The organism is Maribacter aquimaris, from assembly GCF_014596745.1.
Classification (GTDB): Bacteria; Bacteroidota; Bacteroidia; order Flavobacteriales; family Flavobacteriaceae; genus Maribacter_A; species Maribacter_A aquimaris.
This window is the reverse complement of the sequence record NZ_JABTCF010000002.1, coordinates 199386-214128: the sequence shown is the minus strand read 5'-3', so window position 1 is coordinate 214128 and position 14743 is coordinate 199386. Positions and strand designations below refer to the sequence as shown.

The 14743-nt window shown below is 40.7% G+C and carries 14 protein-coding genes and 1 pseudogene; 8 read left to right on the top strand and 7 right to left on the bottom strand.

Translation table 11 applies throughout. The features are described from left to right. The first annotated feature begins 11 nt into the window (after positions 1-11). The 7 genes and pseudogenes from proB to HPE56_RS04995 all read left to right on the top strand — a co-directional run bounded on the left by proB (position 12) and on the right by HPE56_RS04995 (position 6905). Positions 12-773 carry a glutamate 5-kinase gene (gene proB, locus HPE56_RS05025; protein WP_188242683.1) on the top strand — a complete coding sequence of 254 codons (762 nt, stop codon included), beginning with the start codon at positions 12-14 and terminating at the stop codon, positions 771-773. Between the two features lie 7 nt (positions 774-780). Continuing rightward, positions 781-1722: a Rossmann-fold NAD(P)-binding domain-containing protein gene (locus HPE56_RS05020; protein ID WP_188242682.1), complete on the top strand. Its 942-nt coding sequence runs from the start codon at positions 781-783 to the stop codon at positions 1720-1722. Next, on the top strand, positions 1719-2498 hold the full coding sequence (gene argB, locus HPE56_RS05015) for an acetylglutamate kinase (RefSeq protein ID WP_188242681.1): 780 nt from the start codon (positions 1719-1721) through the stop codon (positions 2496-2498). The genes HPE56_RS05020 and argB overlap by 4 nt, the downstream gene beginning before the upstream one ends. Continuing rightward, the gene (locus tag HPE56_RS05010; protein WP_188242680.1) at positions 2495-3571 is read left to right on the top strand and encodes a M20 family metallo-hydrolase; all 1077 of its coding nucleotides are present in this window, start codon (positions 2495-2497) and stop codon (positions 3569-3571) included. The genes argB and HPE56_RS05010 overlap by 4 nt, the downstream gene beginning before the upstream one ends. Before the next feature lie 29 nt (positions 3572-3600). Then, positions 3601-3956: pseudogene (locus HPE56_RS20630) on the top strand (four helix bundle protein). A 28-nt stretch (positions 3957-3984) separates the two neighbouring features. After that, positions 3985-5265 (top strand): argininosuccinate lyase, encoded by a 1281-nt coding sequence (argH, locus tag HPE56_RS05000; protein ID WP_188242679.1) that lies wholly within the window; start codon positions 3985-3987, stop codon positions 5263-5265. 35 nt (positions 5266-5300) lie between these two features. Next, the gene (locus HPE56_RS04995) at positions 5301-6905 is read left to right on the top strand and encodes a M1 family metallopeptidase (protein WP_188242678.1); all 1605 of its coding nucleotides are present in this window, start codon (positions 5301-5303) and stop codon (positions 6903-6905) included. 58 nt (positions 6906-6963) lie between these two features. Here the strand turns inward: HPE56_RS04995 and HPE56_RS04990 are convergent, their stop codons facing one another. From HPE56_RS04990 to HPE56_RS04970, 5 genes are all read right to left on the bottom strand, one after another. Continuing rightward, complete coding sequence (locus tag HPE56_RS04990; protein WP_188242677.1) at positions 6964-7806, bottom strand: pseudouridine synthase; 843 nt, start codon at positions 7804-7806, stop codon at positions 6964-6966. Positions 7807-7861: 55 nt separating this feature from the next. Further along, positions 7862-8812, bottom strand: a complete 951-nt coding sequence (locus HPE56_RS04985) for a carbon-nitrogen hydrolase family protein (protein ID WP_188242676.1) — start codon at positions 8810-8812, stop codon at positions 7862-7864. Then, positions 8812-9717 (bottom strand): geranylgeranylglycerol-phosphate geranylgeranyltransferase, encoded by a 906-nt coding sequence (locus tag HPE56_RS04980; protein ID WP_188242675.1) that lies wholly within the window; start codon positions 9715-9717, stop codon positions 8812-8814. Before HPE56_RS04980 ends, HPE56_RS04985 begins: the two co-directional genes overlap by 1 nt. Positions 9718-9729: 12 nt before the next feature. Beyond that, positions 9730-10668 carry a mevalonate kinase family protein gene (locus HPE56_RS04975; protein ID WP_188242674.1) on the bottom strand — a complete coding sequence of 313 codons (939 nt, stop codon included), beginning with the start codon at positions 10666-10668 and terminating at the stop codon, positions 9730-9732. Positions 10669-10903: 235 nt separating this feature from the next. Next, positions 10904-11992, bottom strand: coding sequence for a diphosphomevalonate/mevalonate 3,5-bisphosphate decarboxylase family protein (locus HPE56_RS04970; protein ID WP_188242673.1), 1089 nt, complete (start codon positions 11990-11992; stop codon positions 10904-10906). A gap of 122 nt (positions 11993-12114) precedes the next feature. Here HPE56_RS04970 and HPE56_RS04965 point away from each other — a divergent pair, with 122 nt between their 5' ends. Next, positions 12115-12558, top strand: coding sequence for a TspO/MBR family protein (locus tag HPE56_RS04965; protein WP_223170207.1), 444 nt, complete (start codon positions 12115-12117; stop codon positions 12556-12558). Positions 12559-12681: 123 nt separating this feature from the next. On the opposite strand, the gene HPE56_RS04960 is transcribed toward HPE56_RS04965, so the two are convergent. Beyond that, positions 12682-13974, bottom strand: a complete 1293-nt coding sequence (locus tag HPE56_RS04960) for a BaiN/RdsA family NAD(P)/FAD-dependent oxidoreductase (RefSeq protein WP_188242671.1) — start codon at positions 13972-13974, stop codon at positions 12682-12684. Beyond that, the gene (locus HPE56_RS04955; protein ID WP_188242670.1) at positions 13974-14729 is read right to left on the bottom strand and encodes a glycerophosphodiester phosphodiesterase; all 756 of its coding nucleotides are present in this window, start codon (positions 14727-14729) and stop codon (positions 13974-13976) included. Before HPE56_RS04955 ends, HPE56_RS04960 begins: the two co-directional genes overlap by 1 nt. Positions 14730-14743: the final 14 nt, after the last annotated feature.

Below are 14743 nucleotides of genomic sequence, written 5' to 3'. Positions count from 1 at the left end.
GAAAAAATGCAATGAACAAAAAAAGAATCTTATTAAAAATAGGCAGTAATACCTTGACCAAGGAAACCAATCAGATTTCCAGGGGGAAAATCGAGGATATCGGCCGACAGATTGAAGCTTTAAAAGATGAATATGAATTCATTATCGTAAGCTCCGGTGCCATAGCCGCAGCCAAACAATTCGTGAAATTGGAGCATCATGGGGAAGAACTGAATGTGAAACAAGCCTTGGCCGCCATTGGCCAACCCCATTTAATGCGGATTTTTCAAGAGAATTTTCGCGAATTGGGACTTTTCACCTCCCAATGCCTATTGTCCTATTCCGATTTTGAGAATGCCGCCGCCAAGGCGAACATCAAAAACACCATCAATGTCTTGGTTGCGAACAATTTTATTCCCATCATCAATGAAAACGATACCGTCGCCACCGATGAGATTCAATTCGGGGATAATGATAAACTAGCCGCCTTGACCGCTGCTTTACTCAAAGTGGATTTATTGATGATCGCTACGAACACCTATGGTATTTACACCAAGGAATCTTTTAAAAATGGAACTCCCGAAACCATTTCAACGGTTTTAGGAACGCACGGTTTATCCAAAGAAATAAGTGCTTCAAAGTCCTCCCATGGCACAGGAGGAATGCAATCAAAAGTAGAGGCGGCTGCCATTGCCCAAAAAGCAGGTATTGAAACCTGGATCGTAAACGGATTAAAAGACAATTTCATATCGGATGCCTTAATGGATATCAGTAAGCATACCAAAATAAAATAATATCACCATGAAAAACTACCTCTCCATTGCGGATATCGATGCATTACCTAACTGGATTAAAGAGGCTCGATTATTAAAGAAAAAACCAAATGCCTATAAAGCCTTAGGTTCTAACAAAACCATCGGTCTTTTGTTCTTCAATAATAGTCTCAGAACCCGATTGAGTACACAAAAGGCCGCCATGAACTTGGGGATGGAGGTCATGGTGATGAATTTCGGCAATGAAGGTTGGGCCTTGGAATATGGGGATGGTACTATTATGGACCAAGGTACATCGGAACATATTAAGGAAGCCGCCCAAGTAATTTCCCAGTATTGTGATATTATCGCCATTCGTGCTTTTGCCTCCCTGACGGATAAGGTCATAGACGAAGCGGAAGAGGTTTTGAACGGATTTAAACAATACGCCAGCGTACCCATTGTGAATATGGAAAGTTCGACCGGGCATCCCTTACAAGCCTTGGCCGATGCCATTACGTTGGCCGAACACAACACCAAAGAAAGGCCAAAAGTGGTTCTCTCGTGGGCTCCACATCCTAAAGCTTTGCCGCATGCCGTAGCCAATTCATTTGTTCAAATGATGCAGTTGCAAGATGCCGATTTTGTAATCACGCATCCTGAAGGGTATGAATTGGACCCAAATATCACCAAAGACACACCGATTGAGTACGACCAAAAGAAGGCCTTCGAAAATGCCGATTTTGTATATGCCAAGAATTGGAGTAGCTATTCCCATTATGGTATGGTCCTCAACCAAGACACTGATTGGATGATTACCAAAGACAAATTGGGAGATGCCAAATTTATGCACTGCCTGCCCGTTCGAAGAAATGTAATCGTAGAGGATAGTGTACTCGACAGTGAGCAATCCTTGGTCATAGAAGAAGCCAACAATAGAACCTATGCGGCGCAGCTTGTTTTGAAGAAAATACTTGAAGATTTAGAATGAAACAAAAATTATCCATAGTAAAAATAGGTGGCAATGTCATCGAGAACCAAGTTGAGTTGGAACAGTTTTTACTGAACTTCTCGAAATTGGAAGGATTGAAGATATTGGTCCATGGTGGTGGCAAATTGGCCACAAAATTGGCTGCCCAATTGGGAATTGAATCCCAAATGTCGAATGGCAGACGTATTACCGACGCCAAAAGCCTTGAAATCATCACTATGGTATATGGTGGACTCACCAATAAGAATATTGTCGCCAAACTACAGGCACTGGGTACCAATGCCCTTGGACTTAGCGGAGCTGACGGCAATACCATCAAGGCACATAAAAGACCTGTCAAGGAAATTGATTTTGGGTTCGTCGGGGATATTGACCGTATAGATTCAGATTTTCTGGACACCTTGATCAACACGGGTATTACCCCAGTTTTTTGCGCTATTTCCCATGATGGAAAAGGTCAACTTTTGAATACCAATGCAGATACCATAGCTTCTGAAATCGCTATTGGGATGAGTGCCCTTTTTGAAACAACACTATACTATTGTTTTGAGAAAAAAGGGGTCTTAAAAGAGGTAGAAGATGAAAATTCTGTAATTCAACATATCAACACAGAAACCTATTCCGACTTATTAAAGACCAAGGCCATAGTCGATGGAATGCTTCCCAAAATGGAAAACTGTTTTCATGCACTGAACAACCATGTGGGCAAAGTTTGTGTCGGTGATATTTCAATGTTACAACCCCAAACATCCTTATTTACAACAATAACCTTATGAAAATAGAACAGCAAAAGCTCACTGAAAAAGCAATAGAACTATTAAAGGAGCTTATTTCCATCCAATCTTTTTCCGGGGAAGAACACCAAACGGCCGAGGCCATTGAAAATTGGTTCAAGGCATTTGATATCCCGTTCCAACGGGAAAACAACAATGTATTTGCGAAAAACAAATATTGGGATGACACCAAGCCCACATTGCTTTTAAACTCCCATCACGATACCGTTGAGCCTAACAAAGCCTATACCCGAGACCCCTATGACCCCCAGATTGTGGATGGCAAACTCTATGGCTTGGGAAGTAATGATGCCGGTGGAGCCTTGGTATCCTTAATAGCGACTTTCACCAACTTCTATGATCAAGAGGACTTAAGCCATAACCTGTTGATTGCCGCCACGGCAGAGGAAGAAAATGCGGGTCCTAAAAGTCTAAGGGGATTACTTCCTAGTTTACCCAAAATCGATGTTGCCATTGTAGGTGAACCAACCCTGATGAATTTGGCCATTGCAGAAAAAGGATTGGTTGTTTTTGATGCCGTTGTAAAAGGTACTCCGTCACACGCCGCCCATCCGAACGACGACAATTCGATCTACAAGACCATAAAAGTTTTGGAATGGTTCAAAAACTATACGTTTGGAAAGGTATCCGAAGCCTTGGGCGAGGTAAAACTAACCGTAACCCAAATCAATGCCGGCACCCAACATAATGTGGTTCCTGCCCATACCGATCTGGTCATCGATGTCAGGGTCAACGATTGCTACAGCAATACGGAAATAGCCAATATATTGAAAGCAGAGGCACCCTGTGAATTACAAGAACGGTCGCTTCGATTGAATTCATCCTCTATAGACAAAAACCACCCATTGGTACAATCCGGCATAAAATTGGGAAGGGAAACCTATGGTTCTCCCACCCTTTCGGATCAAGCAGCACTTACTTGTCAATCGATGAAGTTAGGTCCCGGTGACAGTACCCGTTCCCATTCCGCAGATGAGTATATTTACGTGAATGAAATCGAAGAAGGCATCGCTATTTACATTAAATTATTACAAGGATTCCTTATTGGTCAATAGTTCCTAAGTTAGAAGTTAATAGAAGTTGGATGTACAATTACAAAGAGCTTATTGTTTGGCAAAAATCAATGGACTTGGTTGAAAAGGTTTATACCGCAACAGCCTCTTTTCCCCTTGAGGAAAAATTCGGTCTAACAAGTCAGATTAGAAGATGTGCGGTTTCCATACCAAGTAATATAGCCGAAGGGGCCGGTAGAAAATCAAAAAAGTATTTCGTAACTTCTTAGAAATCTCTAACGGGTCTATCAACGAACTGAAAACACAATTGGAAATTTCAAAAAGAATTGGATTTCTCACCAAGGATGAGCTCGAAAGCATCTTTGATTTATGTGATGAAATCCAGAAAATAACCATAACCTTAATCAAAAAGTATAGTGACTTTTAACTATATTCCAAAAACTTATAACTAACAAATGAAACTCTGGGACAAAGGATTTAGTACTGACAAAAAAATAGATCATTTCACTGTAGGCAATGACCGCGAATTGGATTTGCTATTGGCAAAATACGATGTCATCGCGTCTAAAGCACACGCCAAAATGTTGGGGAAAATCGGTTTGTTGACCGATGGGGAAACATCAGATTTGGTCAATGAATTGGACAATATTACCAAAACCATCGAAGAAGGTACATTCACCATTGAGGATTCTTTTGAGGACATGCATTCCAAAATAGAGTTTGTACTTACCGAAAAATTGGGTGACACCGGTAAAAAAATACATACCGCAAGGTCTCGAAACGACCAAGTCTTGGTAGCTATGCACCTCTATTTAAAGAATGAGTTGCAAGAAATCAAAAGTGAAACGGTCATCCTTTTCGATTTGCTCATGGATTTGGCCGAAAAACATAAGGAAATCATGTTACCGGGGTATACCCACCTTCAGATTGCCATGCCTTCCTCGTTCGGACTATGGTTCTCTGCCTATGCCGAAAGTTTGATTGATGATCTTTATTTTATCGATGCCGCCTATAAAGTAGCCGATCAAAATCCGTTGGGAAGTGCTGCCGGTTATGGAAGCTCTTTTCCTATCGACAGGTCTTTCACAACCAAGGAAATGGGTTTTGAAACCATGAAATACAATGTTGTCGCTGCGCAAATGAGCCGTGGAAAGGTTGAAAAAACAACAGCTTTTGGCATGAGTAGTATTGCTGCAACCCTTTCGAAAATGGCAATGGACATTTGTCTCTATATGAGTCAAAATTTCAATTTTATCTCCTTTCCTGACGAACTCACCACGGGAAGTAGTATTATGCCCCATAAAAAGAACCCCGATGTTTTCGAATTGGTGCGGGCCAAATGCAACAAACTACAAGCAGTACCCAATCAATTGATATTGATCACCAACAATCTCCCAAGCGGATATCATAGAGACCTCCAATTGGTCAAGGAAGTGATCGTACCTGCTATACAGGATTTAAAAGCCTGTTTGGAAATTTTAACCTTTAGCCTAAAGGAAATAAGGATCAATAACACCATTCTCGAAGATCCCAAATACGATTACCTCTTTAGTGTGGATACGTTGAACGAATTGGTACAAAATGGAATGCCCTTTCGTGACGCGTATAAAAAAATGGGCATGGAAATCAACCAAGGCACCTTTACACCTAAACGTGATATTGAGCACACCCATGAAGGCAGTTTAGGTAATTTGTGTTTGGATGGAATTCGCGAAAAGATGAAAAAAACATTATAACTTTACTTGCACTATGCCCCTCAAAATAAAATAGAATGAAACCGTTTTTAGTAAACCTTAAAAATTACATCTGGATCGCGGCATTTTTGCCATTGGGTATTGTGCAGATCACAGCACAAGACCTCTATCCAAAAAACGAAAAGGTAGATGTCCAGGATTATATCTTTAATCTCACCTTGAATGACACTACCGACCAAATTAAAGGAGAGGCTACAATCCATGTTTTGTTTAAAGCGAAGGCAGATTCATTCGCATTGGACCTTGTGGGCAAATCTGGCATCTATGGCATGGAGGTTACCGGAGTTTTTGAAGGTGATAAGACAGCCAATTACACGTTTGGGAACAATAGGATAGTTATCACCCCATCATCCAAAAGTAAAGGAATCAAAACCTTTAAGGTTCTTTATGGGGGAATTCCACAGAGAGGACTTGTCATCGATAAAACCAAATTTGGACGTCGTTCCTTTTTTGGGGACAATTGGCCCAATTTGGCCCGTCATTGGTTGCCTTCGGTCGACCACCCATACGATAAGGCCAGTATTCAATTTGGAATTACCGCACCTGAGGATTATGATGTGGTTGCCACAGGTGAAAAAATAGAGGAAAGCAATCTAGGAAATGGTTTAAAATTAACCGTGTACAAAGAACCTGCTCCGGTTGCCATGAAGGTCGTTACCATCGGCGTAACCAAATTCGCAACGAAATTATTGGATATTGTTGACGGTATTCCCGTTTCGGCCTGGGTCTATCCTGAAAACCGTCTCGAAGGATTTTCCGATTATAACGTTGCCACAAAAGTCCTTGCCTATTTTATAGAACATATTGGTCCGTATTCGTTCGCGAAATTGGCCAATATGCAGGCCAAAACGCAGTGGGGTGGACTCGAGAATGCGGGTACTATCGCTTATTTTGAAGATTCCGTGACCGGTAAAAATACTGTTGAGGCTTTGATAGCGCATGAAATTGCACACCAATGGTTTGGTAATTCGGCCACCGAAAACAACTGGAACCATGTTTGGTTGAGTGAAGGTTTCGCTACCTATTTTTCAATTTTGTATTTAGAAGATGTCTATGGGGATGAAAAACGAAAAGATGAATTGGCCTTGGACAGAAAACAAGTCATAGATTATTACAGGCAAAATCCGTCCCCGATCGTAGACCTTACCATAAAAGACCCTATGCGTGTCTTAAGTATAAACAGCTATCAAAAAGGAGGCTGGGTATTGAATATGCTTCGCCATAAATTGGGTGATGATGTATTTTGGAAAGGAATACGCGATTACTATAAGACCTATCGAAATTCGAATGTGCTTACGGCTGATTTCCAAAAAGCAATGGAAAAAGCATCAGGCGAAAACCTAGAATCATTCTTTCAACAATGGTTGTTCACCAAAGGCCACCCCGAAATTAAATGGGAATGGGTGTACGGGAATGGTAAGGTGAAAATCAATCTAGAACAAGTACAAAAGCATCATACATTCCGTTTTCCTCTCGAAATTGGTATTGTAGAGGACGATGAAATAAAGATCGTAAAAGTAGAAGTGGACGAACAGTCTGAAGTGTTCGAAATCAATGTAGATAGCAAACCTGACAGCATCATACTAGATCCAGATTATTGGCTTTTGTTTGAGGAAAAATAAGTCGACCTGTACAAAGCTCCCCATTTTTCCCAATTTCAAATACAATAGTAAAAACGTACTAACGAATCATACCAAGGTTAATGACCTCTTGTTCCGTTAAAAAACGCCAATGACCCCTTGGGAGATCCTTTTTGGTCAATCCGGCATAAGCTACCCGGTCTATTCTAGCCACTTCATATTCCAAATGCTCAAAAATACGTTCGACAATTTTATGTTTTGAACTGAATATCTCAATCCCCACTTCGCGTTTTGGGGCATCATCAATAAAACTAATGTCTTGTACACGTACGGGTTTTTCATCCAAAATCACCCCATCCTGTATTTTCTTCAAATCGGCACTACGAAGTTCCCGGTTTAAAACCACATGGTAGATTTTACGAAGACCATTTTTAGGATTCTTCAATCTTTTGGTCATATCACCATCATTGGTGAACAGTAAAAGTCCAGTCTCCTCTTTACCCATCTTATCAACAGGTAATAAAGTCGACTTGGACGCATTGGAGATTAGGCCATTGACATTACGTCTACCTCTTTCATCCCGAATGGTAGTAGAGAAATCCTTGGGTTTGTTCAATAAAACGTATTCTTTCTTTTCGGGGTTAAGTAAACGCCCATCGAATTTAACGGTATCTGTCTTTTTCACCTTATAGCCCATTTCGGTTATAGGTTTACCGTTAACGGTAATATTACCCGCAGCAATATAGATATCGGCATCCCTTCGGGAACATACCCCTGAGTTTGCCACATACTTGTTTAAACGGATTAAATTGGGGTCTGACGGTTTTTGAGGCTCGGTTTTCTTTTTAATCGGTGCGTTACCCCTTGCGTAACTCTTCTTTCTAAAAGTACCGCCCTGACGCCCTGATGCCTTACTGTCTTTATTTGAATCTGACCTTCCCATTATCTTCCAATTTTTTGCAAAGGTAATGAATTCAATAAGGATTGATTAAATAATATCAATCTTCAAATTCAACTGTCGATTGTCTTTCGCGATTCACAATAAGTTTTGTGACATCAGGTCTGGAATAGTGCCCTACAGGATCAAAATTCTGACGTTCTTCATAGACCCGATTAAAATCCAACGTATGAAAAAGGAGTCCTTCTTCATTAAGCACCGGCTCCAAAAGCCATTCCCCATCGGGACCGGCCATACATGACCCCCCGTTGGCCAGAACATCAGGTGCATTTTCCAGAATCGCATTGAGATGTGGGGTATCCTTTGGGAAATCCTCCCTTCTCATTAATGAGGATACCGAAATCACATAACTTCTCGATTCCCTAGCGATAAAACGGGTAATATCCTTGGTGTTGTGGTCACTGCCAGGCCAAACGGCTATATGCAGGTTCTCACCCTGACCATACAGAGCCGTTCGAGGTAATGGCATCCAATTCTCCCAACAATTGAGTCCACCCACTTTAAATTGCTTCAGGGCATGCACTTGCAACCCATTCCCATCGCCTGAGGCCCATGTTAATCGCTCATCATAAGTAGGCTGTAATTTGCGGTGCACCGATTGGATTTTCCCATTTTGGTCAATATAGACCAGGGAACAATAAATACTATGCCCGCCCCGATTCTTTGGTCTTTCAATAATGCCCAAATAAATGGCCATGTGGTGTTCCTTTGCCAATTTACAAACACCATCCAATTCGCCGGCTTCAATTTGAATGGCATTTCGTACATAATGGGCGTGAAGTTCTTTGTTTATTTTCAAGTCCCACCCTGCCCCATTGGTCAAGGCCAACCAAAAAGGATAGCCTGGCAGCAATGCCTCCCCAAAAACAAGGAGTTCCGCATTCTCCTTGGCTGCCGCAACAATAGTTGCCTCGATTTTTTTAAGGGTCGCTAACTTGTCTAACCAAACGGGCGCAATTTGGGCGAGGGCTACTTTCAATACGTTATCCATTATAAAATACGATTTAACACCAGATGAATATCAATCAATAAAATACTGAAAACCCCAAGAACAATAATCAGCTTTAAAATATTATGCAACCAAACATAATGAAACTTCGTTCTTGACCTCCATAAAAGAACAAGAAAAACCCCCAAAAAAAAGATACATGCCATAAAATAAAGGTACATGTAACCCACATCAAAATTATTGATGAGTAAAAATGATGGAATCAGGGTCAATGAAATTAAAATGGTAATTGTTGTCTTTGAGGTTCTTTCCCCATATAAAATGGGAATGGTCTTATAATTCTGGGCGAGGTCACCAGCAATATTCTCGAGATCCTTGATCATTTCCCGGGCCAATATCAATAGAAAAAGGAATATGGCATGTACGAATATTACCGTGTCAAAGTTCTTATAGTAAACAAATACCGCAAAAAAGGGTGCAATGGCCAATGTTGCTGAAATAAAATTACCCAAAAAAGGTATTTTTTTTAGTTTATGGGAATACAACCAAATGCCGAAAATATAAGCCGAGAAAAACAAAACCGCCCTGAAGGATACATAGCTTGCGAAAAATACGGAGAGAAAATTAAGGGTAAAATAGGCTGAAAGTTTGGTGCGCTGCCCCACTAACCGGTCTAGCATACTCTTTCTAGGTTTGTTAATCAGGTCTTTCTCCGAATCATAAAAACTGTTGATAATATATCCACCAGCGATAACCAAGGCAGAGGATAGTACAATACAAAAAAGATTAAGATCAAAGACCACGCTGCGCAATGGAAGTTGGTGTGCCAGAATATAGATTGAAGCCAAATACTGGGCCAATACTATCACCAAAATATTATAACCACGCACAATAGAAAACAGGCTCAATAACTTCAGTAGTAAGAGCTTGTTCTTTCTGCTAAGCATGTGTTTAAAATACTAGAAGTTATAAACCACCTCTAATTTATAATCCTTGAGTACATTTCTGGCCTTATCGATATCTTGGGTAAAACCTAAAATATAACCACCACCCCCAGAACCACAAAGTTTTAAATAATAATCATTGGTTTCGATGCCCTGTTGCCAAAGTTGATGGAACTTTGCCGGAATCATAGGTTTGAAGTTGTCAAGGACCACATGCGACAACTGTTTTAAATTGCCAAATAGGGATTTTACATTACCACTTATAAAGTCCTCAACACAGGCATCGGTATGTTTAATGAACTGGTTCTTTATCATTTTCCGAAACCCATCCTGTTTCATTTTTTCCATGAACAGATGAACTAATGGTGCCGTTTCCCCTGTGGTGCCACTATCGAGTAAAAAAACAGCTCCTTTACCCTCTTTGTTTTGGGAAGGTATACTGGTGGATTCGATATTATCCTTGGAATTGATAAGGATTGGCAAACTTAGGTAACTGTTCAAAGGATCCAAACCTGATGATTTACCATGAAAAAAAGATTCCATTTTTCCAAAGATGGCCTTTAGTCGCAATAGCTTTTCACGAGTCAAATTCTCAAGAACGGTAATTTTATCCAATGCATATTTATCATAGATGGCAGCGACCAAGGCCCCACTACTACCTACCCCGTAACCTTGTGGGATAGAACTATCGAAATACATGCCACTGGCTACATCGTCTCTTAAGTTTTCAAAATCAAAAGTGACCAATTCAGGATCTTTTTCCACAATACCCTCGAGATAAACAACAAAATCCTTTAAATACCCATTAGACTTTAAGGCTTCCAAGGATGCATTTCCATCCTTTTTCAAGGCTCCCTTAAAAAAATTATAGGGAATGGAAAGTCCTTTGGAATCCTTGATGATGCCATACTCCCCAAATAGAAGGATTTTAGAATAAAATAATGGTCCTTTCATAGTATAAAATAAGAATCAATAGGTGACATGTACATCATCCTATCGCTAATTCCAAAATTCCGGTTGTTTGTCTCTTTACTTCTAAAAACGGTCAAGAACATTACTTTCCAATCCGTTTTGTTTAATTAATTATAAATAAAGATAAACAAAATAATCGGTCTTATCAAAAAAACCGCTTAACCAATTCCCGGTAGTTCTTATAACAAACGCTGTTTATCCTTATAAATTATTACTTCTAAGGTAATAATCTTTTAGCTCCAAAGCCAATTCTGTCGCAAATATACTGTCCGTTTTCGCAATATACAACCAACTCATCCTTAATAAATTGGTGTACTTCCTTCTTCTCTTCTTGTGGATACAATACGTGCACGTTCGCACCCGCATCCAAAGTGAAACAAAGATGGGTCTTCGAAGAGGCCCTAAATGCCCAGATTCTTTCAATGATCTTCAAGGTATTCGGTTTCATTAAGATAAAATAGGGTATACTGGTCATCATCATAGCGTGCAACGTCAGCGCCTCACTTTCCACAATCCGTATAAAATCATTCAAATTCCCCGTCGCGAAAACCTCCTTTAATTTGGCTATATTGTCATGCGCTTGGGTAAAGCGCTGTTCTGCAAAGGGATGTCCATGCATTAAATCGTGTCCTACCGTACTACTGACTTGTTTTTGACCTTTGTCTACCAACAAAATAGTGTCGTGGTATTTATGGAACACCTCATGTACTTGATAAGGATATTTGATGGCGAAAAGATCTGAGCTACCTGTAATACCTTTATGGTTACCCCATTGAATCAAATCCCCTTCAATACTGCGACAAGCACTCCCCGACCCCAAGCGGGCCAAAAAAGAGGCCTTTCGTTGAAAATAACCATCATCCATTCCTGGATCTAATTGCTTCTCGATATGCATAAGCCCCAAGGCCAATGCCGCCATACCACTAGCCGAGGAGGCGATACCACTGCTATGGGGGAACGAATTGGAGGTTTCAATCTTTAAATCATACTCCCTCAAAAAAGGAATATAGCTTTCAATACGACTAAAAAATGCCTCTATCTTAGGTCTAAAATCTGGCTTGGGCTTTCCTTCAAACCATAACTCAAAAGAAAAGTCAGTTCCCTTTTCCTTTCGTTTTGAATAGGTCATCGCAGTGGTTGTGGCACAAGCGTCCAATGTAAAACTTATGGAAGGGTTCGCGGGAATTTGGTCTGCTTTTTTACCCCAATATTTTACTAAGGCAATATTGCTGGGAGCTTTATAGGTTACCGTCCCTTCCGCTACCGTTTTGGTATATTTTGAAGGGAGGAATTCTGTATACGTCATTAAAACACAATTTATGCAAAGATAGTTTTTAAGTGAATTAGTTGTATTTCCAATGGATTTAATACTTATTTTAGAGGATAATAATCAACCAAGTGAGAAGAAAGCTAATCTATATTACCATAATGGTGGGTATCTGCCTAGGGGTCGGTTTTTTATCCAGTTTTGCAACCCAAAGCTCGGTAAATGATTGGTTCGTCACCTTAAACAAGCCCAGTTTTAATCCTCCCAGTTGGCTTTTTGCACCGGTTTGGACCGCGCTCTACATAATGATGGGGGTTTCGGCAGGCATTGTTTGGGCCAAAGGTTTTCACCATTTATGGGTAAAGACAGCCTTGTATCATTTTGGTTTTCAGTTACTTTTAAATGCCGCATGGAGTATCGTCTTTTTCGGTTTCAAACAACCTTTTTGGGGCCTTGTGGTTATTATAGCCTTACTCTGTCTTATTGTCTTGACCATGCGTTGGTTCAGGATCGTAAGCAAATATGCAGCCTGGTTACTGATTCCTTATTTGCTATGGGTTTGCTTTGCCACCGTTCTGAATTACAGCATCTGGGAATTGAATTAATCTGCCGATAATTCCCATAATTTCATTAAGGTCCTATGGTTGCGTAAGGGTTGCTGCCACTTGAAGTTTATGCGCTATCAGATTGTTATTGCATAGAGGACAAAGTAGAAAGGGCTGTATAGTTCATTGGGCATTCAAATCGTTTGCGATTGCCATCGCAGCGAGATACCCCCCTGTCCAGGCATTCTGAAAATTGAATCCACCGGTAATGGCATCCACATTGATGATTTCCCCTGCAAAATAGAGTCCTTTGCAAATTTTACTTTCGTAGGTCTTGAAATTGATCTCCTTTAAATTTACCCCTCCAGCGGTTACAAATTCATCCTTAAAAACACTTTTACCTTCCACCATAAACCTACAATTGGTCAATTGGCCGGCAAGCTGTTGTAATTTCTCTTTTGTCACCTCAGCCCACTTATCCTCTTTGGCGATGCCAGATGCGTTTACCAAACCCGTCCATAATCGTTTGGGGATTTCAAACACTTTCGTACGAACAACCGTTTTCTTGGCCTCGACCTCTTTGACCTCCATCAACAAGGATAAAACCGAATTCTGGTGATACTCTGGAAGCCAATTGACCTTAATCGGAAAACGGTATTTACTATCGTGCAATTGAAGGGCCCCCCAAGCGGACAACCGTAATATGGCTGGACCACTAAGCCCCCAATGTGTAATGAGGACAGGACCTTCGGTACTAAATAAGGGTTTCTCGTTTCGCTTACTTTTAAGCTTTACCTTAATCTCGGGTTTAAACCCATTCTTCGGAAGAACCTCAACATGGGCAGGCGTACTTACACCGGGTATTCCCGAAATGCGGTCATCCTTGATATTAAAAGTGAACAAGGAGGGTACGGGAGGTACAATAGTATGGCCCAAGCCCTCCAACAGTTTCCAAATTTTCGGATTACTACCGGCAGCCACCAATAACCTTTTACAGAAATACTCTTTTTTAATGGTAGTAACCTTCCAGGTTACATCATTTTCCATGCTTGTTTTAGATTCAATGGCAGTGACCGAACTTTGTCTGTAAACGGCAATACCCAAACGATCGGTTTCCCCTAGAAAACAATCAATAATTGAATTGGAGGAATTGGATACGGGAAAAACCCTACCATCATCCTCCGTTTTTAAAGGTACACCCCGACTTTCAAAAAATTGCCTTGTTTCTTGTGGGCCATGGGCATAAAAAGGACCTATAAGTTCTTTGGATCCCCTTGGATAGTTTTTGGACAAGGCCATGGGGTCAGATTCCCCATTGGTGACATTACATCGTCCTCCCCCGGAAATACTGACTTTCTTAAGGACTTCCTTTCCTTTCTCGAATATGGCTATTTTAAGGTCGGGATTTGTCTCGGCGATATGGATTGCGGCATAGAACCCAGATGCGCCACCGCCTATTATAATTACATCGAACATCAATTGATCCGCTCTGGATAATTTGTGATAATACCATCTACATCGAACGACTTTACAAGGTCGATATCTTCCGGTTTATTGACCGTCCATGTGTAAATTTTGAACCCAGCATCCTTGATTTGCTTGGCCGAATCCATATCCAAACCCTTAAAACTCGGGTTAACCGCTTCGGCATTCAATTCCTTGGCGAGCGCAATGGATCCCGCAATATCATCACCGGTTAAAATGGCTATCGGAATATCCTTATTGACAGCCCTCATGGATTTCAATTCCTCCCAATCAAAACTGGATATTATGAATTTATCCAAGTCCCATCCCTTGTTTTCCAGAAATTCATTGACAATGGCATTGACTTTATCGGCTGTCCCTGCCCCTTTGAGTTCTATATTCAACCGAACATCATCATCCAACGCTTCAATAACATCCTGAAGCATGGGAATGGGTTGGTTGCCCTCGAGTACCATTTGTTTTATTTGGGAAATATCGAAATCCTCAATTTTCCCTGTTGCATTGGCCAAACGATCTACGGTATCATCATGAAAAACGACGATTTCCCCACTTTTGATCTTGAACACATCTATTTCAATCATATCGACCCCCAATTCCAAGGCCTTTTGTATCGATGCTACCGTATTTTCGGTTTCATGACCCATCGCCCCACGATGGCCTATGACCAAGGGTTCATTATTCATATTGCAACTTTGGGTAAGTACTAAGGATACTACGAGTAAAAAATAAACAATCGGTTTTTTCATTTGGTCTTTTTCAA

What these genes read in the sequence shown, in the direction of transcription:
- HPE56_RS04970 (WP_188242673.1), bottom strand. Translation starts at nt 11,992, where the DNA reads ATGACGTATACAGAATTCCTCCCTTCAAAATATACCAAAACGGTAGCG.
- HPE56_RS05020 (WP_188242682.1), top strand. Translation starts at nt 781, where the DNA reads ATGAAAAACTACCTCTCCATTGCGGATATCGATGCATTACCTAACTGG.
- proB (WP_188242683.1), top strand. Translation starts at nt 12, where the DNA reads ATGAACAAAAAAAGAATCTTATTAAAAATAGGCAGTAATACCTTGACC.
- HPE56_RS04965 (WP_223170207.1), top strand. Translation starts at nt 12,115, where the DNA reads ATGGTGGGTATCTGCCTAGGGGTCGGTTTTTTATCCAGTTTTGCAACC.
- HPE56_RS04955 (WP_188242670.1), bottom strand. Translation starts at nt 14,729, where the DNA reads ATGAAAAAACCGATTGTTTATTTTTTACTCGTAGTATCCTTAGTACTT.
- HPE56_RS04980 (WP_188242675.1), bottom strand. Translation starts at nt 9,717, where the DNA reads ATGCTTAGCAGAAAGAACAAGCTCTTACTACTGAAGTTATTGAGCCTG.
- HPE56_RS04960 (WP_188242671.1), bottom strand. Translation starts at nt 13,974, where the DNA reads ATGTTCGATGTAATTATAATAGGCGGTGGCGCATCTGGGTTCTATGCC.
- HPE56_RS04990 (WP_188242677.1), bottom strand. Translation starts at nt 7,806, where the DNA reads ATGGGAAGGTCAGATTCAAATAAAGACAGTAAGGCATCAGGGCGTCAG.
- HPE56_RS04985 (WP_188242676.1), bottom strand. Translation starts at nt 8,812, where the DNA reads ATGGATAACGTATTGAAAGTAGCCCTCGCCCAAATTGCGCCCGTTTGG.
- HPE56_RS04995 (WP_188242678.1), top strand. Translation starts at nt 5,301, where the DNA reads ATGAAACCGTTTTTAGTAAACCTTAAAAATTACATCTGGATCGCGGCA.
- HPE56_RS04975 (WP_188242674.1), bottom strand. Translation starts at nt 10,668, where the DNA reads ATGAAAGGACCATTATTTTATTCTAAAATCCTTCTATTTGGGGAGTAT.
- argH (WP_188242679.1), top strand. Translation starts at nt 3,985, where the DNA reads ATGAAACTCTGGGACAAAGGATTTAGTACTGACAAAAAAATAGATCAT.
- argB (WP_188242681.1), top strand. Translation starts at nt 1,719, where the DNA reads ATGAAACAAAAATTATCCATAGTAAAAATAGGTGGCAATGTCATCGAG.
- HPE56_RS05010 (WP_188242680.1), top strand. Translation starts at nt 2,495, where the DNA reads ATGAAAATAGAACAGCAAAAGCTCACTGAAAAAGCAATAGAACTATTA.